Below are 24,040 nucleotides of genomic sequence, written 5' to 3'. Positions count from 1 at the left end.
GTGCGAACCATCATGCTGGTGGTCTGCGCAGCTGCGCTGAGTCAGCATGCGGCCGGCGAACCGGGCGGCACCGGCATGTGGGGTGCCAACGTCGATATCGCACAACTCTTGCCCGGCGATCCGTTGCAGTTGTCAACCGACATCGGCGACGCATTCCGGCTTGCGCGGCTTGCAGGGCTCAACGCGCTCCGCGTGACCTCGTTTGCGGAATGGGCGCCGGGCCAGCGCGGCACATCGTATGGTTCGTCCGACTGGCGGAAGGTCGGTGAGCAGGCCAGGCGCAGCGGCATCACGATCGTTCCGGTAATTGGCCTGAGCCGCGCGGAGCTCAGTCAGGTCGACGCGGTGCAGGATCCACGGGCGCGTGCACGGGTTCGCACAGAAGCATATCGCGACAAGGTGGAGCGGGTCCTGGACGGGCTCGTACCGGCGGGCTGCAAGATCGTGATCGATCTCGACAACGAACGAGAACTCGATGCGGACCGGCTCGCGCAATTCCGGACGCTCGCCGCCTTTGTACGCGCGCGGTATCCCGGCGTGCTGATCACGGTCGGCGGCTGGAAGCGCAAGCGCGCCGACCCTGACGCGTCGCAGGCCGCGTACGTCGCGAATTATCCGGACGATGGTGCACCGCTTGCAGACATCGTCGATATCGTCTCGGTGCATCTGTACGACGAAGCCCTGGCCGACCATCGCACCTATGGGCTCTACGCTCGATCTGCCGACCGCGTGCCTGCCGCGGTGGTTGCTTACTTGCAGCGCGTGCGGACCTGGGCGAAGGGCAAGCCGATCCTGATCAGCGAATTCGGTGCGCCGAATGGCGTACTGCCGACTCGCTATCGGCGCGATCGCGGCCGCATCGATCCTGCCGTGCAGGACGACACGGTTCGCGGCGTTCTGCAGGGAATCATGCAGGCGCGTGCCCGCCGCATGAACGTCGCGGGTGCGCTGGTATGGATCTTGGTGCCGCGCGGCGGCGAGGCGGCGTTGCACGACGAGTCGAACGAATGGTCGCTTGCTGTACCCGGTCGAGACTCCCGGACGCTCGAGATATTTCCGGCGATGTGGGCGTTCTGCCGGATGGGTGTCGTGCCTTCCTCATCCTGTTCGCAGGATTTCCCGGTCGAGGTGCGCTTGCGCACCGCTGATCGCCAAAGACTCCCCAACTGATGGCCAGATTGAACCAAGCGGAACAGAGCCGGTCGTTGTCCGGCCATACCTTCTGGTACCTGCTCGCGCGTGGCGCTCCCGCGCTCGTCGCCTTTGTATCCGTCATCGTCTTTGCGCGCATTCTTGGGCCGCAGGAGTACGGGCCATATTCGCTGCTGCTCGTGGCCGCGACGACGGGCAACATCGTGTTGTTCCAGTGGTTGCGGTTGTCGCTACTACGGTTTTATCCGGCATACCGGGATGCGCCCGAAACCGTGATCCGTTCGGTGCTGCGCTGTTTCGGATGGCTGTCAGTCGGTGTGGTCGCGGTTGCCGGCATCGTGCTCTATGCCGCGGGCGACGCGTTTCATCGAATTGACTACGCGCTCGCCATCCCGATGACCGTGCTGATCGCCTGGATCGAGCTGTCGCTCGAACTGAAGCGTGCGAATCTCGAACCGAAGGTCTATGGCGCCGTCATGCTGATGCGGGCCGTGCTGATCCTTGTACTGGGCGTCGCGATGATCGCATGGCGGCGATCGAGCGACGCACTGCTCGAATCGACATTCGTCGCGCTTTGCGTGACTGCCGCGGTATGCACGCGGTTCTGGCGGCACTTCGATCTACGCAAGCCGGTTAAGGACGTATCTCGTGAGCTGATGCGCTACGGCTTGCCGCTGACGCCGGCATTCGCGTTCAATTTCTTCCTGAGCGGATTCGATCGGTTCTTCCTCGGCAAAGTGGCTGGCGCGAGCGCGGTGGGACAGTATGCCGCCGGCGCGGACATCGCGCTGCAGTCGCTCGGTGTCGTGCTGATGTCGATCAACCTCGCGTCGTATCCGCTGATCGTGCGTGCACACGAGAGTGACGATCGCTCGGCGGTGCGAGGCGGCCTGGAGCGAAACCTGCTGTTCTATTGCCTGCTCGCGACGCCGCTCGTGATCGTGTTTTTGTGTCAATCAGCGTCGATCATCCACGTGCTGTTTGGCACGAGATATTCAGGCGCGACCGCGAATGTGCTGTCTATTGCCGCGTTGTCCGCGATCGTCTTCGGGCTCAAAAACGGGCACTTCGACATTGCGTTCAGTCTCGCGCGACGCACCGAACTCAGCCTCTTGCCCAACGCACTCGGCGCGGCAGCATGTGTCGCCGCTCATCTCGTGCTGACACCTCGCTATGGTGCCGTTGGCGCGGCGTTGTCGTCGCTGGCCGGCTACACGACTGCGCTGGTCACGTCGGCTACGGTTGGCCGGCGGCTCATCGACATCCCGGTTTCAACGGCCGGCTGTGTACGGGTGTTGTTCTGTGCGATTCCGATGGCTGCGCTGCTTCTGTGGATCGGTACGGTATCGACGCTGCTCGAGCTGTCTATCGTCGTTGTCGCGGCGACGCTGCTCTTCTACGGCGCGTGCTACCTCGCGCTCAAGCCGAATCGTATTTCGGAGGTGGCATGAGGATTCTGATCGTCAATACGCTCTATTACCCGGACAAAATCGGCGGGGCCGAAGTCTCCGTTCAGTTGCTCGCAGAAACCCTGGTCGAGCAGGGACATGACGTATCGGTCGTCTGTATCGCGCGGGGCCGAGTACCGCGCAAGGAATCGGTCAACGGCGTGCACGTGTATCGAATCCGGCTCTTCAATGTCTATTGGCCGTTCGACGGCCGCGACAAGGGGCGGCTGTCGCGCATCGCGTGGCATGGAATCGAGGTGTTCAATCCGGTGATGATCGCGCGTCTGTCCGCGATCGTGCGCGAAGTCGATCCCGACGTGGTGCACACCAATAACGTGCACGGTTTCTCGACGGCGATCTGGGGATGGCTGGCGCGGCGCCGACTGCCGATCGTCCATACGATTCGCGACTACGCATTGCTGTGCAGCCGCGGTTCGCTCTATCGCAGCGGACGGCGCTGCGAAAGCCAGTGTGCGGATTGCCGCGTGTTCTGCACGAGGAAGCGCATCGATTCTCGTCACGTCTCCACCGTCGTCGGGATCAGCCGGCACGTGCTGGTCGAGCATCTCCGGCATGACTGCTTTGCCGGCCGTCGGAACGACGCCGTCGTCTATAACAGCGTGCCGGCGCTACCGCCTGACGAGGACCGCGGTATCCGCGATGCGCGTACCGCGATCGTGTTTGGTTACATTGGTCGACTCGTGCCGGAAAAGGGCGTTCTCGAATTGTTGCAGGCCTTTAACCGGCTACGCGCCCGACATGGAGACGTACGGTTACTGGTCGCCGGCAGCGGCCCCGACGGGTTCGTTGCCGATCTGACGAGGCATGCGGGCCCGGAGGTGACAATGCTCGGCCAGGTCGATGCCGCGATGCTTTACCGGAGCGCTGACGTGATCGTCGTGCCGTCCCTCTGGGATGAGCCGTTCGGACGCACTGTCGCCGAGGCGCTGGTCTTCGGGCGCCCCGTCGTCTGCTCGAACCGCGGCGCATTGGCCGAGCTCGTCGCGGGCCGTCGGGATTGCAGGGTGTTCGACGCGGATCGGGACGATGCGCTGTTCGACACGCTTGAACAACTCGTGTCCGAGCGTCGCGCTGCCGTGTCGGTTGACAGGGGGCCCACGCGCGAATCGGTGGAGAGTTTGTTCGATCCACAAGCGATAGCTGCGCGCTACGTCGAACTGTACCGGGACGCGATCGAATCGCACGTTCTGGTCGCGGAGTCAGCATGAACCGGAACAACATGATGCTGGCCGGCATCGTCGTCGCCTCTTCGATCCTGCTGCTCTTGCTCAGCTACGCCGACCTTGGGAGTGCCTTGGCGCCAATCACGGTCGCCGTGTACGTGCTGCTCGTGGTCGTGTTTGTGAGGGCGAGCAGCCGCGCGGCGTTGCTGCTCGTGCCGTTCGCTGTGCTGAAACTGAGCGAATTGGTATCGGTCGTGATGATCGAGTTCGGCGCAACGATGTCGGAGATCGGCATGCTCGGCCATGACATCGGCGCTTCGTCGGGGTTGTTGCTGCATGATGTCGCGTTCTTCATGGGCGCGATCTGGGTCCTGCGAGTTCGGCGTGCAGGCGCCGCCGCCGAGCGCATCGTGCTGACGCGTCTGCAGGCGCGGCTGGCGTTCATGGTCGGATGCGCGATCTGCCTGGTCGGTATCGTGGCGGGGCTTGCGTACGGCTTCTCGCTGTTCAGCGGGATGGATCGCTTCTCGTTCCGGGCCAGTTCCGGCAATGCGCCGTTGTCGTTCTTCCTTGCAAACCGGCTGATCGCGGTTTTCCTGTTCGGCATTCTGGCAGCCGGACCGCGCCGGTTCGGCCGCCGCCTGGCGTCCCTTGGCGTGCTGCTCGTGATGGTGATCAACATGCTTCACGGCGAGCAGCTCATGTCGACGGTGTCGCTAATCGTTTCATTCTTTGGTGTCCGGACGATTGCGGAAGGGAGCGAGCGCGATTTTGTCAGAAAGCTTGCGAAAGTGGGCCTGATCGCGGTGGTCTTCGGTCTTGGTGCGGTCGCGCTTTCGTATGCGAGTCAAAAGAAGGATGTGTTCGTGTCCGTCGCGGCGCGCGCCGTACTTCAGGGCCAGCTCTGGTACGCGGTCGCGGCGGATCAGGCTGGGCGCGACGAAGCGAAACCCGAATCGATCGGACGCAATATCGCCAGTCTTGGCGCGACTTCGGTCGACGATTACGTGTCCATGTGGCCTCCCGTTGGCGTTCGCGAACTGATGTACAAGTTTGCCGACACGTCCCTGTACAACGCGTACACGGAGAACGGCGTGACTTTCACGATGGGAACCTCCGGCTATTTGTACTACCTGTTCGGTTTCTGGCCGTCGCTGCTGATCGAATGCCTGTTGGGCATGTTTGCCGCGATGATGGTCCGCACCCTTGTGGCTGCGATGAGCGGTGCAAATCTGCTTCTGCTCGTCGTCTCGGCGAAGCTATACGCGTTGTTGATGCTCGGGCTCCAGCAGGGAGACTTCTGGTATCTGTTCGGAATACGTACGATTGCGACCCTGTTGGTATTCTGGATCGCGATCGCTGTATTTGGAAAGCGTCGCACTTGGCCGAACACCATGTCGTCGCGATTCGGCTAGCCGGCGAAACTGAGATGGACTTTGCCGGTCTCCGGCGGGAAAAGGGTAAATCGTGAAGAAGCAGGAACGGGAAGGTACGGCCGCAAGAATCGTAATGCTGGCGGGTTACGACGCCGAAGCGGATCGTTGTGCGGTCGGAGAATACGGCGAATGTCTTGCCGGTGAGTTGTCGAGACGCAGAGGCGGCCCGCGCCTCGACTTTACGCGGGTGATGTTCAAGCCGACGTCGACATGGGGCTGGTTCGTGCTTCCGGATGCGGCGCGTCACTCGGCGATCGTGCATGTGCAGTATCCGTACGAAGGATGGGGAAGTAGCCCGTTTCCGGGTCTTCTCGGCGCAGTCGCAAAGCGCGGTTTGCCGTGGGCACGTACCAAGGTGGCGACCACGTTCCACGAATGGCGCAGTATGCATTGGCTCAGAAAACTGAGTATCTTGCCGCTCGCATTTTCGTCGGATTTGCTGATCTTCGTGTCGAAACGCGAACGGGACAGCTACCTACGTAGCGCCGTAGGGCGCATGCGGGGTGCTCGGCAGAGAATCGAGGTGATCCCGATCGGTGTGAACGTGAAGGTGCCACCAATCGATCGCGAACGGGTGCGACGCGAGCGCGAAGCGATGCTCGGTGATGGTTCCGGAAAACCGTGTGTCCTGCTGGGCTTTTTCGGCTTCGTATACGACTGGAAGCAACCTGTGAAATTACTCGACGCGGTCGCTGCGTTGACCCGATCGGGTGTGAATGCGCGGCTGCTGATCTGCGGCGACTTTCCGGACGGGCATGACGCGGCACGCAAGCAGTTCTGGATCGATGTGCGAGCGCGCGGCCTGATGGACCAAGTGATTCATCAAGGCTATGTCGAGGACGAGGCAACGCTCGCGCATCTGCTCGCTGCCTGTGATGCGCATTTGTATCTGTACAAGGACGGCGTGTCGTCCCGGCGCGGCAGCTTTTGGTACTCGCTCGAACTCGGTTCGACGATCATCTGCACGCCGCCCGAGTATCCCGGCGAGTTCGACGACCTGATCGATCTCGATCGCCTATGCCAGACCGGCGCGATTCGATTCGTCGACCCGGACGTTGACCCGGACGTCCTGGCGCGTGTCATGGCTGACTTGCCGCCGTTTGGCGGATTGCGTCGCGCGATGGCTTACGCACCCAGCTGGCGCACGATCGCGGATCGACATCGTGCAGCCTACGCAGCGTTGTTGACGCGAGGGGACGTGCGCGGCTGAGCAACCGCACGCTTGCGTCGATGTTTCGTGCCGTCTGACGGTGCCCGATGGTGTGTATTCGTTGCGCACCGTCTGCCGGCTTGGCCATTCGAGGTCGACCGCAACGCGCATCCGGCGCGCCGATGATGTGGCGCCGGGCGAGACCGCCCCGGAGAGCGGGGCGGTCAACACTCAGGTCATTCAGGATTGGACGGCGCGTAGTGTCCGTGCCGGACCGGCCTGCACGGCAATGTGGGGTCGTCCGATGCCGTAGTACTCGATTCCCATCCCCGCCATTACCTCCGGTTCATACAGATTGCGCCCATCGAAGATCACCGGCTCATTCAGCAACTCGACGAGTCCCGCGAAATTCGGGCTCTTGAATACCTTCCATTCGGTGACGATCACGAGCGCATCCGCACCAGCCGCGGCGTCTTCAGACGTCGCCACGAACTCGAGCCGCGCATGCGCGGCCGGATCGTCGCTCAGGTCGAATGCAAGTACGCGCCGCGCTTCATCCGTTGCGACGGGATCGTAAGCACGCACACTGGCACCGCGCTTCAGCAGCCCGACCGCGAGCTCGCGGCTCGGCGCCTCGCGCATGTCATCGGTATTGGGTTTGAATGCGAGTCCCCACAGCCCGAACACGAGTCCCGACAGATCGTTCCCGAAGCGTTCCGAGATCTTCTCGAGCAGCACGCCTTTCTGCGCGTTGTTAACCGCTTCAACGGCTTCCAGAATCCGCAACGACTGGCCGTGTTCGGCCGCGGTATGCACCAGGGCGCGCACGTCCTTCGGAAAGCAGGATCCCCCATACCCGGCGCCCGCGTACAGGAAGTCGTAACCGATCCGTGGATCCGAACCGATACCACGGCGCACGGCCTCGATATCCGCGCCGACGCGATCTGCAAGATTCGCGAGCTCGTTCATGAACGAGATCCGTGTCGCCAGCATCGCATTCGCCGCATACTTGGTGAACTCCGCCGAGCGCACGTCCATGTAGCGCGTCCGCTCGTGATTGCGGTTGAACGGCGCATACAGCCGTTTCATCTGTTCACGAGCCCGCTCGCCGGCCTCATCCGCGTCGGTACCGATCACGATACGATCGGGCCGCATGAAATCGTCGACGGCCGCGCCTTCCTTCAGGAACTCCGGATTCGACACGACCGAGATTTCGTGGCGCTGGCCGCGACGCGTCAGCTCCGTCGCGATCGCATCGCGCACGTGCCGCGCGGTGCCGACCGGCACGGTCGACTTGTCGACCACCACCTTGGGGCCCGTCATATACCGACCGATGTTGCGTGCGGCGGCCAGCACGTACTGAAGATCGGCGGAGCCGTCTTCGTCAGGCGGCGTACCGACTGCGATGAACTGGATGTCGCCGTGCGCGACGCTGGCCTCGACGTCGGTCGAGAAATGCAGTCGGCGGCTCGCACGATTGCGGGCAATCAGCTCTTTCAAGCCGGGCTCGTGAATCGGCACGCCGCCGTCATTCAGGATATCGATCTTGCGTTGATCGACGTCGACGCAAAAGACATCGTTGCCGATTTCCGCGAGGCATGCGCCCGTGACGAGGCCTACATAGCCGGTGCCGATGATGGTGATTTTCATGTTGCCGTATGGAGAGGGATCGAATGCAGTTTCAAAAATCCGGATGCCGTGCGCCGGACACGTCGGCGTTGGACGGCTCGGGACGCAATGCGCGCAACCTGGCGTCGAGTTCTTTCAACACCGCGTCACGCGAAAGGACGGACTCGGCGAATTTGCGCCCGGCCTGTCCCAGACGAGCGCGCTCGGCCGCATTGGTGGCGAGCGCGTCGATAGTCGATGCCAGCGTTTCTGAATCGCCCGGCGGTACCACGATCCCGCGAGACGCAACCACGTCATGCAGTTCCGCGCCTAGGCTAGCCATCGCGATCACGGGCCGCCCGCTGGCGAACATTCCGGTCAGCTTGGACGGCATCACGAGATCGGCGGCGTTGGCGGGTTGCGGGAGGACGTGAATATCGGCCAGATTGAGCAACTCGTTGAGCCGGCTAGTCGGTTGCAGCTCGAGGAAGCGGCAGTTGCTGAGGCCGGCGCAGCGAATGAGGAGCTCGGCGCGCGCGGGCCCGTTGCCACAGAAGACGAACACCACGTTGTTGCGCAATACGAGCCGTTGGGCCGCATCGGCCAAAACATCCAACCCTTGTTTCGCACCCATGTAGCCGGAATAGAGCACCACCGTCGCGGCCGGAGAAATGTACATCGCGGATCGTAGCTCGCTAGGCCGTTTGAGTGGATAGATCGAATGGGTGTCGGCCCAGTTCGGGAAATGGACGAGCTTGCGCGGATGAATACCCTTGTGCATCGCGTGCTCGATCATCTTTCTGGAGATCGTTGACACGGTATCGAAGCGCTCCAGCAGCATGCGCTCGCCAGCGAGTACGGCACGCTTCAGCGGGGATCCTTCGAACATTCCGGCACTGAATGCCGTATCGACCTCGTAGTCCTGAATGTGAATCCATGCGTGCGCTCCGGTGAGCCGGGCGACGAGCCAGGCGGCCGGCGCGTTCAACAGACTCGGCACGATGCAAATGATGACGTCAGGCCTCCAGATCGCGTGCCGCAGCATGACGGGGAGGCTCGAAAGTGCGAAGCTCGCGACGTGCGCGATGCGGCGCACGCCGTTCGGTCGCGATGGTACCCAAAGCGGCGCGCGCCAGAGCACAACGCCGTTGTAGCGTTGAGTCGAGTAGCGTAGCGCGGGGTATCCGTTCGCGATCCGCCATTCGGGGTAGTACGGCGGTGCGCACACGACACGCACGGCGTGACCTTTCTCGGTAAGAGTCTCCGCCATTTCTGCGGTGTACTTGCCGATGCCGGTCAACTCGGGCGCATAGTTGATGCCGTAGACGAGGATCTTCATCGGCCCCCAGCGAGAGGTAAAAATGGTGCGGTGCGTGATAAGCGCATTGTCGGTAATGCATACCGTGCGAGTCCGACAGAATGTTGATCGGCGCCGCCAATCGTCTGCGCCGGCCGCGCAACCTGCGGGCGAGATTGCGCGAGGCAGGCGCGACCGCCGGCATAGAGAACTTTCGTCAGTCCGACGGCGAGCATCGCGACGGCAAGCAGCACGACCCACGACAACGCAATGCGCCAGCCATACATCGAGCGAGTGAGCTACGCGAAACAGATGGCGGCAAGCGGCAGCGTCAGCGCCGCGTCACCGAGGTTGCCGATAGCGAGCCACATGTCCGGTCCTCGCTGGACGAAGCGGAGTTATCGATCGCTCGTGGGGAGAAAAGCCGGCAATGCGCCGCGCGTCACTGCGGCGCACGATTGGCGTCAGATGACAAGCTGTTCCGACATCCGCGCAAGCAAATACCGCTCGAAGTCCGCCGCGACCTCCGGATGCCGCAGCGCGAACTCGATCGTCGCCTTCAGGTACCCGAGCTTGCTGCCGCAATCGAAGCGTGTGCCGTCGTAGCGGTATGCGAGCACCTGTTCATCGGTGAGCAGCGACTGGATCGCGTCGGTCAGTTGCAATTCGCCGCCCGCGCCGGGTTTGAGCCCGCGGAGATGCTCGAAGATCTTCGGTTTCAACACATAGCGGCCAACGACACCGAAGTTCGACGGCGCATTCGACGGTTCGGGCTTCTCGACGATGCCGGACAGCTTGAAGAGATCGTCTTCCCAACGCTTGCCGTCGATCACGCCATAGGATTTTGAATCTTCAGGCGCGATTTCCTCGACGCCGATGACCGACGCATGATAGTGATCGAAGACGTCGATCATCTGGCGTAACACCGGCTTCGGGCCATCGAGCAGGTCGTCGGCGAGGATCACCGCGAACGGATTGTCGCCGACGAGTTTCTCCGCGCACAGCACGGCATGACCCAGCCCGAGTGCTTCGGCCTGCCGCACGTAAAAGCAGTCGACATGGCTCGGCTTAATGCTGCGCACCAGGGAAAGCAGCTTGTCCTTGCCACGCGCCTCGAGCTCGGCCTCGATCTCATACGACTTGTCGAAATGATCCTCGATCGCGCGCTTGCTGCGTCCGGTCACGAAAATCATTTCCGTGATGCCCGCTTCGATCGCTTCCTCGACCGCATACTGGATCAATGGTTTGTCCACGACCGGCAGCATTTCCTTGGGACTGGCCTTGGTGGCTGGCAGGAACCGCGTGCCCAGGCCGGCGACCGGAAAGACGGCTTTCGTCACTTTCAACATAGTGGTAATTCCATGGGTTCGGAATGAAGAGCAGACAACGTCGATGTGCGATGTCGGTGTCCGGGCGCAACAAAAGATTCGAAGTCGCACAGGACGCAATTGCATGGTCGCGCACGTGCGATTCCGGCAATCCTAGTGTGTTCCGAAATAAAGCGGCGACTGAATCTTGGGTGAATCCGACAGAGTGATTGCGAAGCCATACATTTGCACAAGAATTATTTTGAAATAGTGTGCAAGCGGCCGGCTCGGCGTTATATAGCGGATTACGGCTGTCGTTTGTCGGCAGGCGTTCGCTCGGTTGGGATACGGTTTGAAGCGGAAAATCCGGAACCCGGACGGATTTTGCAGATGCGAGTGTGCGCCGATGCATCGCGTTCACGGGCGTGTCATTGGGAGAGCGTGATGGCGGAAGATGATGATATTTGCCGTGCATTGGGAGCACTCGATCCAGCCCATCTCGAACTGATGCAGCAGATGTTGAAGATCGATTGCGAAGTGGCGGCACGCGAGTTGGGCATATCGAATCAGATCGCGTCACGGATCATCGCGCTGACACCAACGGAGATCGAAGCGCTGGTCGGCCGAGGATCGCAGCCTTAGACGGCAAGGCTGGCGTCGTCTCGTCGCAACACCTGCTAGAAAAAGTGCAGGCCTGATTGCGACGGTGGCCCGCGGCCGGGAGCTGTCGAGTTTCCGGCATGCATGGATGGAAGCGCGCCACGGTCCTGCTATATGCGAAGAAAGAAGAAGAAGCGAATGAAATATATTTAGCGTTGAAACGCAATTGCCAAAGAGAACAGTGAAAGTGGAGCCACCATGACGCATTCGACCATAGACACCATGACGATATCCGATCAACGGCAGTGCACCGGCTGGGCTGGTGTCTGGCTTCCATGCACCGATCCTCCCGCGGAACCGATGTGGTGTGAGGGCAGATGGCCGGGACATACGTACGGGTTTCCCGTGTATTGGGACGGCACCAAATGGTGCAGCAAGATTTTCGGCGCTCGCGGCGATTTCTGGCGCGAGCGCGTGATACGGGCTGCATAGCAAGCACCCGGCGGCCGCTGCGATCGCACGCATTGTATGTCTGCTCGCACCGGCATTGTCGCGTCGTCGTCTCCTTCCCCGATGTGTATTTGCGCTCGTCTTTGATTGGGACGCTGGCGGCGTTGAGCGTTCCGACAGGAATGCTGGTGGACCGGCGATCGCGCCGTGACTTTACCGAACCACATGTCGCCGGTCCGTCATATCGTGCTTTCACAAACGGAAATATAAGAAGCCCGCGATGTGGCGGATTACCACTAGGTTTTGTCCGCTCGTCGATGTGTCCGGCACGTAGAGTGCGTGGCCGACACTCCGCGTATTGTCAATACGCGCCCTGCGGCCGGCGGAAAGCAATAACCGTCCAAAATCAGGAACGCCCATGCCCGAACAGGACGACATCTTCGACGCGATTGCGGAATTCAATCGTTCGTATCTGACGCTTGCCCAGCGCTTGCTGCAAGCGGATAGCGAAGCGGCGAAACAACAACTGGGCATGTCGGATGAGACGGCCGTGATCGTCGCCGCATTGACGCCGGAACAGATCGACGAACTCGCCGAGCGTCGCGAATTGTTCTGCGAATTCCGCGCGGAATCCTCGCCCGGCCGGGCCTGACAGGGCGACCTTTCCAGCGCTTCATGCGTCGCGCCGCGCGCGAGCCGCGCGACCGATCCCGCTCGGCTGCCGCGGTGGCCGCTCCCGTCAATTGTCGGTGGCGGCCGATAGTTTGGCGTTTTTCGGCTAGATATCGAACTCCATTCGTCTAATGGGATTCGATACGATGCGCAAAAACGCTGTTGCCACGATGTCCGCACGCGAAGTACGCGATGCGGCCACGCCGACAATTGTCTTTTACCGGGGATTCGTCGTCCATGCAGGGAATGTTGGAGCATCTACTTGAGCGCCATGTGTCGGTCCAGTGGCGCGGCTTCCTGGAGGCATTGGCGGCTGAATTCACCGATCAGCTCGATCGAGACGAACTGAGGCAATTGATGGCGCGCGTCGGCATGCGCTTCGCGGCCGCGCATCCACTTGGCCCTTGCGAGTCGACGGACGATCTCGCGGATGCATTGAATGCCCGCTGGCTCGATATGCAGTGGGGTTACGCCGAACTGTCCGACGAACACGATTTCCTGCGCATCGTTCATCACGCCGCGCCGTTGCGCGCGTTCGGCGACGGCCATCTCGCATGGTCCTCCGCCTTCCTGGAAGGCGCGTATCAGGGCTGGTTCGACAGCGTTGGCGCAACCGGTTTGCGCGTGACGCAGGACGTCGCGCCGCCGGACGACTCGCGGATCGAACTGCGTGTTGCGCGCGCAAAGAACTGAACGACCGGGCCGACCGGAACTTCCGCGACAACAAATGGACACGCTATGTCGACCTCACGGGATATCGAATCGTTGTTCAAGCGTTTTGGCGGCGATGCCGGACGCTATCACGAAGTACGTGCCGAAGCGGATGCCGAAGTGGCCCGCGCGCGCTGGCCGCTGCTCGGCGGTGTCGAGTTGCGCGAGAGCGAGCGCGAGTCGCAGGGGCAGCCGGGCGCCAAGTCGCCGGACGGCGCGGATAGCCTGCGCAAGATCGTACTGGCCGACACGCGTGCGTTGCCCGCGTCTACGCCGGACGCCGGCACGCGGAATCAAATGCCTGGTCCGCTGAAGAAGCTGGTAAGCAGGCCGGCTGCATCGGATAGCACGGACGCGCAAGGTCCGTCACAACCGCTGGTTCGGTTGTTCGAGCGGCTGCGAACCGAGGAGACGGGCGACGCGCCGAAGAAGCCATCGGTGTGGACAGGCCGCTCATGAAAATCGTCGCGATCGCTTCGGCAAAGGGCGGCGTCGGAAAGACGACGCTGGCGGCGAACCTCGCGGCCGTGATATCGGCATCGGGACGCCGGCGCGTGAGCGTGGTGGATCTCGATCCGCAGAATGCGCTGCAGCTGCATTTCGGCGTGCCGCTCGAAATGACCGACGGGCTCGCCCATGCCGCGCTCGACAGACTGAACTGGCCGGCCGTGGTCGTCGACGGGATCACGGTGTTTCCGTTCGGCGTGGTCAGCGAAACGGATCAACGCCGCTTCGAGCGGCTGCTGGACCGCGATCCGTCGTGGCTCGCGCGCGGGCTTGCCGCGCTCGGGCTCGGCGACGACGACATCGTGATCATCGATACGCCGCCGGGCACCTCGGTCTACATGCGCGCCGCGCTGACGGCCGCGCATTTCGTGCTCAAGGTCGTGCTCGCCGATGCGGCCTCGTATGCAACGATTCCGCAGATGCGGCGGATGCTCGACGCCTATGCCGCGAGCCGCGCAGATTTCGTGGGTAACGGCTACGTGGTCAATCAGGTCGATCAGTCGCGCGAGTTGGGCCGCGATGTGCTGCGCGTGCTGTGCGACAGCCTCGGCGCGGCCCGGTTCGGCGGCGTGATTCACAGGGATGAAGGGGTCGCGGAATCGCTCGCGTCCCGGACGACCGTGAATCGCTACGATCCGCGTTCGCAGGCCGCTGCCGACCTGAACGCGTGTGGTGCATGGCTCGAGCGCGTGCTCGATCGGCGCGACACCGCACGGAGCATCGCTTGAGCGCCCGCGGGGAGGTCGCGCGGCCCTCGGCGGTCGACCGGTTCGTCGATGCGTTGCCCGGGAGCGGCCGGTTCGTCGCGCTGCCGGTGGCCGCATTCGCGCTGCTGGCGCTGTATTTCGTGTGCACCGTGCCGCTCGACACGATCGGGCAGCTCGTGTTCGCCACCTGCTGCATCGCCTGTTCGCTGACGGTCCGTCGCCTGGACGGACGCTATGCGACGCTCGTCATGATCGTGCTGTCGGTGGTGGCCACCGGCCGGTATATGTATTGGAGATTGTCCGGCACGCTGGTGTGGCTGCATCCGCTCGACGCGGTGTGGGGCGCGCTGCTCGCGGCTTCCGAAGTCTATGCGGCGGCGGTGCTGATCCTCGGATACTTCCAGACCGCGTGGCCGCTCGGGCGCAAGCCGCTGCCGTTGCCCGCGTCGCGCGCGCATTGGCCGAGCGTCGACGTGTTCATTCCGACGTACAACGAACCGTTGAGCGTCGTCAAACCGACCATCTACGCGGCGCTCGCGCTGGATTACCCGGCCGACAAGTTGTCGATCCACGTGCTGGACGACGGACGTCGCCCGGAATTCCGCGCTTTCTGCGAGTCGGTCGGCGTGCACTGGACGATTCGCGATCACAATCGCCATGCCAAGGCCGGCAACCTCAACGAAGCATTGAAGATCACCAACGGCGAATTCGTCGCGATCTTCGATTGCGATCATGTGCCGACGCGTTCGTTCCTGCAGATCTGTCTCGGCTGGTTCATTCGGGATCCAAAGCTGTCCATGCTGCAGACGCCGCATCACTTCTTTTCGCCGGACCCGTTCGAGCGCAACCTCGGTATTTTCAGATCGGTGCCGAACGAAGGCGAATTGTTCTACGGACTGGTGCAGGACGGCAACGATCTCTGGAACGCGACGTTTTTCTGCGGATCGTGCGCGCTGATGCGCCGCTCGATGGTGGAGGAGATCGGCGGCATCGCGACGGAGACGGTGACCGAGGATGCGCACACCGCGCTCAAGCTGCATCGCCGCGGCTATACGACGGCCTATCTTGCGATACCGCAGGCGGCGGGGCTGGCCACCGAGAGTCTGACCGGGCACATCGGCCAGCGAATCCGCTGGGCGCGCGGCATGACGCAGATATTCCGCATCGACAACCCGCTGCTCGGGCGCGGACTGACGCTGAGCCAGCGGCTGTGCTACCTGAACGCGATGATGCATTTTTTCTACGGGATCCCGCGGCTCGTGTTCCTGACCGCACCACTGTCGTTCCTGTTCTTCGACGCACATGTGATCCATGCACCGGCCACGATGCTTGCGCTCTATGCGCTGCCCCACGTCATCCATGCGAACGTGACGAACTCGCGGATGCAGGGCCGGTTCCGGCATTCGTTCTGGGCCGAAGTCTACGAAGCCGTGCTGGCGTCGTACATCGCGCTGCCGACGATGCTGGCGCTGATCAATCCCCGGCTGGGCAAGTTCAACGTGACGGCCAAGGGCGGACGCATCGACCGCGGTTACTTCGATTGGGCGGTGTCGAAACCGTATCTGAGCCTGGTGATCCTGAACGTGATCGGCCTCGCGATCGGCGTCGTGAACCTGTCGCTCAACCGTCATGTCGGCAGCGAAGTCCAGACGACGGCGTTCAACCTGGCGTGGACGACCTACAACATCCTGATTCTGGGTCTCGCCGTCGCGGCGGCGAACGAACGCAGGCAGGTACGCAGTTCCCATCGTGTCGCGGCGCGGATTCCGGTCATGCTGCGCTTCGCGAATGGCCGGACTCTGGCATGCGAAACACGTGACTATTCGGAGGGAGGGATCGGCCTGGCAGTCCCCGACGATGCGCGCATTCCGCAGGGCGAATCGTTGACGGTATCGCTGTTTCGCGGTGTCGACGAGTATGCATTTCCCGCGACGGTCGAATACGTCGAACCAGGACGCGTCGGCGTCCGGTTCGAGAGCCTGTCGCAACAGCAGGAGTTCGATCTCGTCAGTTCGACCTTTTCCCGCGCGGACGCATGGATCGACTGGACTGACGGCCGCCGGCCCGATTCGCCGCCGCGTGCGTTCCTGCATCTGTCGACGGTCGGCGTGCACGGCCTACTTCGCGTGATCGCCCGCCTCTACGCGGACATGCGCGTGTTTGGGCGCGGCGGCCGCAGCAACGACAAAAAATAGCGTGAGGCGGAAAGAATGACGGGGTCGTCGCGACAGCGCGGCAGCACGCGCCGGAAGGCGTGCATTTCGCAGGGTGCGGTTGTCGCGGTTCCTGCACGAGTCGGCCGGTATGCGCGCGTGTCGCGCAGGGTGTTGTCGCTACTGCTCTGGGCAATGGCGAGCGGCATCGCATCGGGCAGCTGGGCCGCGGCCACCGGGACGCAGGCCCCGGGCGCAGCGCGGGCGGCGGATGGCGCGATGTCCTCGGGCGACGCGGCGGCGCCGTCGCCGGCCGTCCCCGTCGGGCCCGCCACGGCGGCCCCCGCGCTGCTCGCCGAACCGGTTCCGGCGGCCGACGCCGCGCGCCGCCGCTTCGGCACGTTGCCGAGCACGGCCGAGCCGGGCACGCTCGTGCCCGGCGGCCGGCGCCAGGCATTGACGTTCGCGGATCTCGGGGCACGCGATCCGCTGCAGCTGCGGGGCACCGACGGCCAGAACGGCATCGCGTTCTCGGTCCGTCGCGACGAGGTCGTCATGGGCGCGACGCTCCATCTGGTCTACAGCTACTCGCCCGCGCTGCTGCCGGCTCTGTCGCAGCTCAAGGTGCTCATCAACGGCGAAGTAGCGGCGACGCTGCCGTTGCCGGCCGCTCAAGCCGGCATGATGGTTGCCCGCGACGTGTCGATCGATCCGCGCTTCGTCACCGAGTACAACCATCTGAACGTTCAGTTGATCGGTCATTACACGAAAGAGTGCGAGGATCCCGCCAACTCGTCGCTGTGGGCAACGGTGAGCAACGCAAGCCGGCTCGAGCTGACTTATGCGTCGCTGCCGGAGCGGCCGGAGCTCGGCGTGCTTCCCGCGCCGTTCTTCGATTCGCGGGACGTCCGGCGGCTCGAGCTGCCTTTTGCATTCGCCGCGCGACCGCCGCGGGAGACGCTGGAAGCGGCGGGCATCGTCGCTTCGTGGTTCGGCGCGCTGGCCTCGTATCGCGGCGCGCGGTTTCCGGCCCGGCCCGGAGGCTTGCCTGAATCGGGCAATGCGGTGGTGTTCGCGACGGCGGACGATCATCTGGACGGCGTGATGCTGCCGGCGATCGACGGACCGACGCTGGCCGTCGTCGAGCGGCAGGCGCCTGCTCATGGCCAGCTATTGCTGGTGCTCGGTCGCACGCCGGGCGAAGTGAAGGTCGCCGCGCTCACGCTCGCGCTCGGCAGCAAGACGCTTGCGGGTACGCATGCCACGGTGAGCCGGCTCGAGCAGGTTGCGCCGCGCGTGCCATACGACGCGCCGAACTGGCTGTCGTCGACGCGCCCGGTGCGGATCGGCGAACTGGCCGAGGGACGCGCGCTCAGCGTGTCCGGATACGACGCCGGCGCCGTCCGGATCGATCTGCGCGTCGCCCCCGATCTGTTCACCTGGGATACGCGCGGCGCGCCGATCGACCTGCGTTATCGATACACGCCGACGCTGCGCGCAGACCGTTCGTCGCTCAACCTGAGCGTCGGCGACACATTCGTGAAGGCGCTGCCGATCCCGGCACGGGAAACATCGCGCTGGAGCCTGAGTCGCTACCTGCCATTCGTCGCCAACGGTATCGACCGCGCGACGCTGCACGTGCCGCCGCTGCTACTCACGCCGCGCACGCCATTGCAGCTGCACTTCTTCTACGAGATCCCGGATATGGGCAGATGCACGGGGCGGCTGCTGCAGAACGTCGCGGGTTCGATCGACCCGGACTCGACGATCGACGTGTCGTCGTTTCCGCACTACAAGGCGCTGCCCGACCTCGCCGCGTTTGCAAACAGCGGCTTCCCGTTCACGCGGATGGCCGACCTGTCTGACACGGCCGTCGTGCTGCCTGCCGAGCCGACCGCGGACGTCTACGGCCTGTACCTGCTCGCGATGGGACGCATGGGCGTGTCGACGGGCTATCCGGTCAGCGGTGTGACGGTGACGGACGCCGCCGGTGTCGGCGCGTTCGCGTCCAAGGATCTGCTGATTCTGGGCGCACCGGACACACAGCCGCTGCTGACCCGCTGGGCGACGCGCATGCCGTTCGGCAAGGATCCCGACGGCGGCCTGTTCGGCGGCGCCGAGGCGGCACCGTCGCCTGGCGCCGAGCGCGAACGCGTGCGTGCCGGCCTGTCGATCGTCTCGGACGGCACGCGCGCGCTGATCGCGGGCTTCGAGTCGCCGTTGCGCAGGACACGCAGCGCCGTCGCGTTGATCAGTGCGACCGGGCATGCGGACGAGGTGCTCGGCCGCGCACTGCTCGACGACGACATGCTCACGTCGGTCCAGGGCGCGATGGTCGTGATTCGCGATCGCACCGTCACGGTGACGTCGAACGAAACGTCGTATCACGTCGGTGCGCTGCCGCCGATCACGTACCTGCGCTGGTTCCTGTCGGGACGTCCGCTGCTGCTTGCGCTGTTCAGCGTGCTGGCTGCGTTCGTCGCGGCGGCGCTCTTCTATCGTCTGCTGCGTGCGCGTGCGGCGCGCCGGCTGAAGGAGTGACATGCGAAACCGACGGTTACGCGGGCTCGGCGTCGCCCGCGCGGGCGGTGTCGCGAGTCTGCTGCTCGCGCTGGCACTGCCGCACGCGGCAGCGGCCGGCAGCGACCCGCTGAAGGTGCTCGTCGATCAGGGACGATACTGGCAGGCGCAGGGCCGGGGCGACCTCGCGGCGCAGGCCTGGAAGAAGGTGCTGGGCGTCGATCCGAATCAGCCCGACGCGCTGTTCGGCATGGGCATGGTGCTCGCCGATCGCAAGGACGTCGACGGTGCGCGCCGCTACCTGGAACAGTTGCGCCGGACCGCCCCCGGCTTCGCGCGGACCGACGAGCTTGGCCTGCGTCTGGGCGAGGCGAGCGTGCGGGACGGCGAGATCAGCAATGCGCGCCGCCTCGCGCAAACGGGGCAGAGCGCCCTGGCCGCGCAACAGTATCAGCGCGCGCTGCAAGGCGCGCCGTCGTCGCCCGCGCTGCAGCTCGAGTACTTCCAGGCGCTCGCGGCCACGCCGAGCGGATGGGCTGAAGCCCGGCGCGGCCTGGAACGTCTCGCGCGCGACAACCCCGACGATCCGCGCTACGCACTCGCGTATGCGCAGCACCTGACCTATCGCGACGCGACGCGTCGCGACGGCATCGCGCGGCTCGAGTCGTTGTCCGACGACGCGAAAGTCGGGAAAGCGGCGCGCCAGAGCTGGCGCCAGGCGCTGCTCTGGCTCGCGGCAAGGCCGTCGGATCAGGCGCGCTACCTCGCCTATCTGAAGGTGGTCCCCGACGATCCGCCGGTCAAGGCACGCTACGACAGCATGGTGCGACAGGATCAAACCGCGCGCGAGGGCGATCAACGGAGCGCATCGAACGCAGCGCGCGGCCACGCGATCGAGGATGGCTTTGCGGCACTCGAGCGCGGCGATCTGGTCACGGCGCGCGCCCGCTTCAATGCCGTGCTCGCCACGTCGCCGAACGACAGCGACGCGCTGGGCGGCCGCGGCATCGTCGAACTGAAGCAAGAGCACTTCGCGCAGGCACGCAGCGATCTGGAGCGCGCGTCGCGAGGCGGGAATGCGGCGCGCTGGCGCTCGGCGCTCGGCAGTGCGACGTACTGGTCCTACACGAGCGAGGCGCTCGGCGCGCAAAGCAACGGCGACTTCGCGCGAGCGAAAGCGCTGTTCGAACGCGCGATTCTTGCGGATCCGTCGATCGTCACCGCGCAGGTGCTGCTCGGCGACGCGCTGCTGGAGAATCGCGATGCGCGTGGCGCCGAGCAGGCGTACCGGATGGCGCTGCGGCGGCAGTCCGACAACCCGGACGCGATACGCGGCCTGGTCGGCGCGCTGGCCGCGCAGGGGCGCGGCGACGAAGCATTGCAGTTCGCGACGCAACTGACCGCCGAGCAGCAGTCGAAGGCCGGCGGCCTCGACCGGTTGCGTCGTACGGCGGAAGCGGCGCAGGCGCGGCAAGCCGAAGCGCGCGGCGATCTCGGCGCGGCGCGCAGCCTGTTCGAGAACGCGCTCGCCGGCAATCCGGATGATCCGTGGCTGCGGCTGGATCTGGCGCGCGTGTACGTGCGGCAAGGGGCGATCGCGTCGGCACGCAGCGTGATGGACGGACTGCTGGCCGAACGGCCCGAGATGACCGACGCACTCTATGCCGGCGCGCTGCTGGCCGAGCAGACGCAAGACTGGAGCATCGGGTTGCAGCGGCTGGAGCGCATCGAGCCCGCGCAACGCACGGCAGCGATGACGACGTTGCAGCACCGCCTCTGGGTGGGCCAGCAGGTGGCGCTGGCGACACGGATGGTGCGCGAGGGCCGCCCCGCTCAGGCGCTCGGCGTGCTGAACGATGCGGAGGGGATCGGCCAGTCGGTGCCGGCGCTCGCGGCGGAGCTGTCGGCGGGTTATGCGCAAGCCGGCGACACGTCGCGTGCGCTCTTGATCGTGCGGCGTGCGCTGGCCCGGGAACCGGACGATGCCGGCCTGCTGCTGCAATATGCGCGGATTCTGCTGACCGTCCGCGACGATGGGCTTCTGGGCGACACGATGCGCCGGCTCGCCGCGCTGCCGCTGTCGCCCGCGCAGCGCGGCGACTTCGAACGCCTGAACCTCGAGATCGTCGTGCGTCAGGCCGATGCGGTGCGCCAGGCAGGCGACCTTGCCGGCGGCTACGCCGTCATCGCGCCGTGGCTGGCTGCGATGCCAGACAGTCCGGAGCTCCAGGCCGCGCTCGCGCGGCTGTATACGTTGGCCGGCGATGCGCCGAACGCGCTGAAATGCTATCGGGTCGCGCTGGCCCGCCGGCCGGACGATACGGGATTGCTGGTCGCGGCGATCTACGCGGCGAGCAGCGCGAAGGCATGGCGCGACGGTGAAGCGTTCGCGGCCACGGCGCTGCGCATTGCGCCCGACGACCCGGGGCTGCTTGCCGCGACCGGCCGCCTGTATCGCGCGGAGGGGAATCTTTCGCTCGCCGCGCAGTATCTGCAGCGTGCGCTGCTGGCCGCCAATGCGCCGCCGCCGGGCAGCAAGCCGGCGCCGTCGAACGTGCCGCGCGGTTGGGAAGACGCGATGCGGCGTATCGGCGCGAACCCGCTGCCTGGTACCAATCCGTTCGAAGGCAAGACCGCAGTCGATGCCGTTCATCCGTCGATCGGCTTCGGGGCCGCTGTATCGCCGCTGCCGGGCGTGCCTTCCTGGTCCACCCCGTCTTCTTCTGCTCCGACCGTGCCCTATACGACGCCTCCTGCGCTGCCCGCGACCTACGTCACCCCGTCCGCCGTGCCGGCAGCGCGCATGGTGCCGCCCGCCATGCCGCTGCAGGCAGTCACGCCCGATCCCGGCGATCCCGGCGGCTATGGCCAGGTGGCCGCCGGCGCGGCCGAGTCGGGTCGGCCCGCGACCGCGCGGCGCTATCTGCCCTATCGGGAGCCTGCCGCCGACGTAGCGCCGGCGGGGGCGTACGCGGGATGCGTGTCACAGTCCGATCCGAACGACGACTGTGCCGGCTACGTCGCCACGCCGTGGCCGATGTCGCCCGCGTCGCGTGCCGCGGCGGCGGCCGGTTCGCCGGCGGCCACGTCAGGCTCCAGGCCGGCTCGCGGCGGGACGAAGGTCGCCGTTGCGCGCTCGCCCGTTCTTTCATCGACATACGGGCAGCCCGATGCGCCGCCTCGTTATATCCCGCAGCCGCCGGCCGGCTATGCGGGAAGCGAGGCCGTGACCCGTGCGCCGCAGCGGGATGCGGGCGCCAGCGGGCAGATGCTCGACGTCGCGTCGGAACTGGCCCAGGTGAACAGCGAGCAGGCCAGCACGGCAGCGGGCGGCCTCGTGTTCCGGAACCGGACGGGCGAGGCGGGGCTGTCCGGCCTCACCGACATCGAGGCGCCGCTGGAAGGGCGTATCAAGGCGGGCAACGGTCACGTCGTCGTGACCGCCACGCCGGTCATGCTCGACGGCGGCAACCCGGCCACCGACGTGCCGACCCTCGCCCGGTTCGGCGCGGGGCTCGCGACGTCGGCCGGCGGCGGCTCGCCGGGTTCCGAAACGGCGAGCGGCGTCGGTCTCTCCCTGGGTTACGAAGGCAAGCAATGGAAGGCCGACATCGGCGCGACGCCGGTCGGGTTTCCGTACCAGGATGTGGTCGGCGGCGTGCGCTACAACGGTGCCATCACCGATCGGACGGCCTATTCGCTGGCCGTCACGCGTCGTGCGGTGACCGACAGCCTGCTTTCGTTCGCGGGCGCACGCGATGCGAGTGCCGGCCTCAAGTGGGGCGGCGTGACGCGCAGCGGCGCGCGCGGCGCGCTGAGCTGGGACGACGGTACCAGCGGCGCGTACGTCGCGGGTGCGTTCGACTACTACGATGGCCATCACGTCGAACGCAACTTTGCCGGCAAGGGCAGCGGCGGCGCCTATACGCGCCTGCTGCGCGACGCCGACCGGACGCTCACCGTGGGTGTCAATGCGACGTGGATGCGCTTCAGCAAGAACCAGTCGTATTTCACGTACGGCCAGGGCGGTTATTTCAGTCCGCAGCAATACGTGATCCTGAATATACCGGTCGAGTACGCGGGACGAACGGGCGCGTTTGCGTACGATTTGAGCGGTTCGTTCGGCGTGCAGCATTACCGGCAGAACGCGGTGCCGTATTTCCCGCTCGATTCCGGCATGCAGGCGCAAGCGGCCGCGAATGCCGCCGCCAGTCAGGCGGTGGGGCTGGATGCGGGGGCCGTGTATCCCGCCCGCAGCAAGACGGGCATCGCGTATTCGCTCGCCGCGCGCGGCGAATACCAGGTCGCGCCGCAGCTTGCCGTCGGTGGAGCGGCTTCGTTCGGCAATGCGTATCAGTACCGCGAGTGGACGGCGACTGTCTATCTGCGCTACAGCTTTACGCCGCAAGGCGGCCTGCAGGCGTTCCCGCCGCGCGTGTTCACGTCGCCGTATCTCGCCGAAGCCGACTGAACGGATGCGCATGGCGCCGCGGCGGTTCCGTGCGAAACAAAGCGCGCGCCGACGGCCTCGCCCTTACGTGTGCTGGCGGATCCGTTCAGAGCTTTGTCGGTCCGGCGGTGCGTTCGCGACGTACAGTGTGTCATCGAAAATCCGGCGAGTGCCGAACCACCGGGTCGAAGCGAATCGACCGGCAAAGCGCACGTGCTGGCCCTTCAAGACCGACCATGGCCGAACAACACGACATTTCCGATGCGATCGCGGAATTCAATCGATCGTATCTCATGCTTGCGAAGTGGCTGCTCCTCGTCAACCGGGGCGAGGCCACGCGACAACTCGGCATTTCGGAAATGACGGCATCACGTATCGCATCGCTGACACTGGCCCAGATCGACCACCTCGCAACGCGCGGCAAGCTGTTTTGCGAGTTTCGCGACGAGTTCGCGCCAGGCTGTGCGTGAATTTGTCGCGCGACGGTTCGCCATGACATCGGGCGGCTCCGTTGCCAGGACGCGGGGACGTACGCGCGCCGTAACGGCATCCTGAATCCGAACGCAGTGCGCGATCACGCGACAGTCCGACTGTTTCGGTGCATGCAACCCAGAGAGAATCGATGATCTCCCAATCCATCTTCAAGGCATATGACATTCGCGGTGTGGTCGGCAAGACGCTCGACGCC

Annotated in this window: 17 protein-coding genes and 1 pseudogene; 14 read left to right on the top strand and 4 right to left on the bottom strand. The window is 64.8% G+C overall.

The window, feature by feature from the left end:
• The 5 genes from DIE11_RS31455 to DIE11_RS31435 are packed head-to-tail and all read left to right on the top strand — an operon-like array spanning position 1 to position 6,430.
• Positions 1–1,170: a hypothetical protein gene (locus DIE11_RS31455; protein WP_124629367.1), complete on the top strand. Its 1,170-nt coding sequence runs from the start codon at positions 1–3 to the stop codon at positions 1,168–1,170.
• Between the two features lie 35 nt (positions 1,171–1,205).
• Entirely contained in the window at positions 1,206–2,603 is a 1,398-nt protein-coding gene (locus DIE11_RS31450) for a lipopolysaccharide biosynthesis protein (protein WP_185633852.1), read from the top strand.
• On the top strand, positions 2,600–3,829 hold the full coding sequence (locus tag DIE11_RS31445; protein ID WP_124629364.1) for a glycosyltransferase family 4 protein: 1,230 nt from the start codon (positions 2,600–2,602) through the stop codon (positions 3,827–3,829). Before DIE11_RS31450 ends, DIE11_RS31445 begins: the two co-directional genes overlap by 4 nt.
• Complete coding sequence (locus DIE11_RS31440; protein WP_124629362.1) at positions 3,826–5,199, top strand: DUF6418 domain-containing protein; 1,374 nt, start codon at positions 3,826–3,828, stop codon at positions 5,197–5,199. The genes DIE11_RS31445 and DIE11_RS31440 overlap by 4 nt, the downstream gene beginning before the upstream one ends.
• 52 nt (positions 5,200–5,251) lie before the next feature.
• A complete protein-coding gene (locus tag DIE11_RS31435; RefSeq protein ID WP_124629360.1) occupies positions 5,252–6,430 on the top strand; it encodes a hypothetical protein in 1,179 nt (392 codons plus the stop codon).
• 180 nt (positions 6,431–6,610) lie between these two features.
• On the opposite strand, the gene DIE11_RS31430 is transcribed toward DIE11_RS31435, so the two are convergent.
• The 4 genes and pseudogenes from DIE11_RS31430 to galU all read right to left on the bottom strand — a co-directional run bounded on the left by DIE11_RS31430 (position 6,611) and on the right by galU (position 10,624).
• Positions 6,611–8,020 carry a UDP-glucose/GDP-mannose dehydrogenase family protein gene (locus DIE11_RS31430; protein ID WP_124629358.1) on the bottom strand — a complete coding sequence of 470 codons (1,410 nt, stop codon included), beginning with the start codon at positions 8,018–8,020 and terminating at the stop codon, positions 6,611–6,613.
• Positions 8,021–8,051: 31 nt separating this feature from the next.
• Complete coding sequence (locus tag DIE11_RS31425; RefSeq protein WP_124629356.1) at positions 8,052–9,317, bottom strand: glycosyltransferase WbuB; 1,266 nt, start codon at positions 9,315–9,317, stop codon at positions 8,052–8,054.
• Between the two features lie 155 nt (positions 9,318–9,472).
• Positions 9,473–9,646 (bottom strand): annotated as a pseudogene (locus DIE11_RS37255) (phosphoesterase); the annotation flags it as partial.
• A 93-nt stretch (positions 9,647–9,739) separates the two neighbouring features.
• Positions 9,740–10,624: a UTP--glucose-1-phosphate uridylyltransferase GalU gene (gene galU, locus DIE11_RS31415; RefSeq protein ID WP_124629354.1), complete on the bottom strand. Its 885-nt coding sequence runs from the start codon at positions 10,622–10,624 to the stop codon at positions 9,740–9,742.
• Positions 10,625–11,026: 402 nt separating this feature from the next.
• Between galU and DIE11_RS31410 the strand changes: the two genes are divergently transcribed.
• The 9 genes from DIE11_RS31410 to DIE11_RS31370 all read left to right on the top strand — a co-directional run bounded on the left by DIE11_RS31410 (position 11,027) and on the right by DIE11_RS31370 (position 23,822).
• Complete coding sequence (locus DIE11_RS31410) at positions 11,027–11,224, top strand: flagellar transcriptional regulator FlhD (RefSeq protein ID WP_124629352.1); 198 nt, start codon at positions 11,027–11,029, stop codon at positions 11,222–11,224.
• Between the two features lie 766 nt (positions 11,225–11,990).
• Positions 11,991–12,284, top strand: coding sequence for a flagellar transcriptional regulator FlhD (locus tag DIE11_RS31405; protein WP_260437221.1), 294 nt, complete (start codon positions 11,991–11,993; stop codon positions 12,282–12,284).
• A 257-nt stretch (positions 12,285–12,541) separates the two neighbouring features.
• Positions 12,542–12,997: a cellulose biosynthesis protein BcsD gene (gene bcsD / locus DIE11_RS31400; protein ID WP_124629350.1), complete on the top strand. Its 456-nt coding sequence runs from the start codon at positions 12,542–12,544 to the stop codon at positions 12,995–12,997.
• A 45-nt stretch (positions 12,998–13,042) separates the two neighbouring features.
• Positions 13,043–13,474 carry a cellulose biosynthesis protein BcsP gene (gene bcsP, locus DIE11_RS31395; protein WP_124629349.1) on the top strand — a complete coding sequence of 144 codons (432 nt, stop codon included), beginning with the start codon at positions 13,043–13,045 and terminating at the stop codon, positions 13,472–13,474.
• On the top strand, positions 13,471–14,250 hold the full coding sequence (gene bcsQ, locus DIE11_RS31390; RefSeq protein WP_124629346.1) for a cellulose biosynthesis protein BcsQ: 780 nt from the start codon (positions 13,471–13,473) through the stop codon (positions 14,248–14,250). Before bcsP ends, bcsQ begins: the two co-directional genes overlap by 4 nt.
• Complete coding sequence (gene bcsA, locus DIE11_RS31385) at positions 14,199–16,424, top strand: UDP-forming cellulose synthase catalytic subunit (protein ID WP_124629344.1); 2,226 nt, start codon at positions 14,199–14,201, stop codon at positions 16,422–16,424. Before bcsQ ends, bcsA begins: the two co-directional genes overlap by 52 nt.
• Positions 16,425–16,439: 15 nt before the next feature.
• The gene (gene bcsB, locus DIE11_RS31380; RefSeq protein WP_124629342.1) at positions 16,440–18,923 is read left to right on the top strand and encodes a cellulose biosynthesis cyclic di-GMP-binding regulatory protein BcsB; all 2,484 of its coding nucleotides are present in this window, start codon (positions 16,440–16,442) and stop codon (positions 18,921–18,923) included.
• 1 nt (position 18,924) lies between these two features.
• Positions 18,925–23,373: a cellulose biosynthesis protein BcsC gene (locus DIE11_RS31375; protein ID WP_124629340.1), complete on the top strand. Its 4,449-nt coding sequence runs from the start codon at positions 18,925–18,927 to the stop codon at positions 23,371–23,373.
• A 215-nt stretch (positions 23,374–23,588) separates the two neighbouring features.
• On the top strand, positions 23,589–23,822 hold the full coding sequence (locus tag DIE11_RS31370) for a flagellar transcriptional regulator FlhD (RefSeq protein WP_124629338.1): 234 nt from the start codon (positions 23,589–23,591) through the stop codon (positions 23,820–23,822).
• Positions 23,823–24,040: the final 218 nt, after the last annotated feature.

Origin of the sequence: Burkholderia sp. Bp9012, assembly GCF_003853825.1 — a bacterium.
Lineage (GTDB): Bacteria > Pseudomonadota > Gammaproteobacteria > Burkholderiales > Burkholderiaceae > Burkholderia > Burkholderia diffusa.
The sequence above is the reverse complement of the archived record's forward strand: the minus strand, read 5'-3'. Positions and strand labels throughout refer to the sequence as shown.

Excerpts from the sequence above, each read along its gene's own strand:
- DIE11_RS31440 (WP_124629362.1), top strand. The coding sequence starts at position 3,826 with ATGAACCGGAACAACATGATGCTGGCCGGCATCGTCGTCGCCTCTTCG.
- bcsQ (WP_124629346.1), top strand. The coding sequence starts at position 13,471 with ATGAAAATCGTCGCGATCGCTTCGGCAAAGGGCGGCGTCGGAAAGACG.
- DIE11_RS31370 (WP_124629338.1), top strand. The coding sequence starts at position 23,589 with ATGGCCGAACAACACGACATTTCCGATGCGATCGCGGAATTCAATCGA.
- DIE11_RS31445 (WP_124629364.1), top strand. The coding sequence starts at position 2,600 with ATGAGGATTCTGATCGTCAATACGCTCTATTACCCGGACAAAATCGGC.
- DIE11_RS31375 (WP_124629340.1), top strand. The coding sequence starts at position 18,925 with ATGCGAAACCGACGGTTACGCGGGCTCGGCGTCGCCCGCGCGGGCGGT.
- bcsD (WP_124629350.1), top strand. The coding sequence starts at position 12,542 with ATGCAGGGAATGTTGGAGCATCTACTTGAGCGCCATGTGTCGGTCCAG.
- DIE11_RS31425 (WP_124629356.1), bottom strand. The coding sequence starts at position 9,317 with ATGAAGATCCTCGTCTACGGCATCAACTATGCGCCCGAGTTGACCGGC.
- bcsB (WP_124629342.1), top strand. The coding sequence starts at position 16,440 with ATGACGGGGTCGTCGCGACAGCGCGGCAGCACGCGCCGGAAGGCGTGC.
- bcsP (WP_124629349.1), top strand. The coding sequence starts at position 13,043 with ATGTCGACCTCACGGGATATCGAATCGTTGTTCAAGCGTTTTGGCGGC.
- bcsA (WP_124629344.1), top strand. The coding sequence starts at position 14,199 with ATGGCTCGAGCGCGTGCTCGATCGGCGCGACACCGCACGGAGCATCGC.
- DIE11_RS31410 (WP_124629352.1), top strand. The coding sequence starts at position 11,027 with ATGGCGGAAGATGATGATATTTGCCGTGCATTGGGAGCACTCGATCCA.
- galU (WP_124629354.1), bottom strand. The coding sequence starts at position 10,624 with ATGTTGAAAGTGACGAAAGCCGTCTTTCCGGTCGCCGGCCTGGGCACG.
- DIE11_RS31430 (WP_124629358.1), bottom strand. The coding sequence starts at position 8,020 with ATGAAAATCACCATCATCGGCACCGGCTATGTAGGCCTCGTCACGGGC.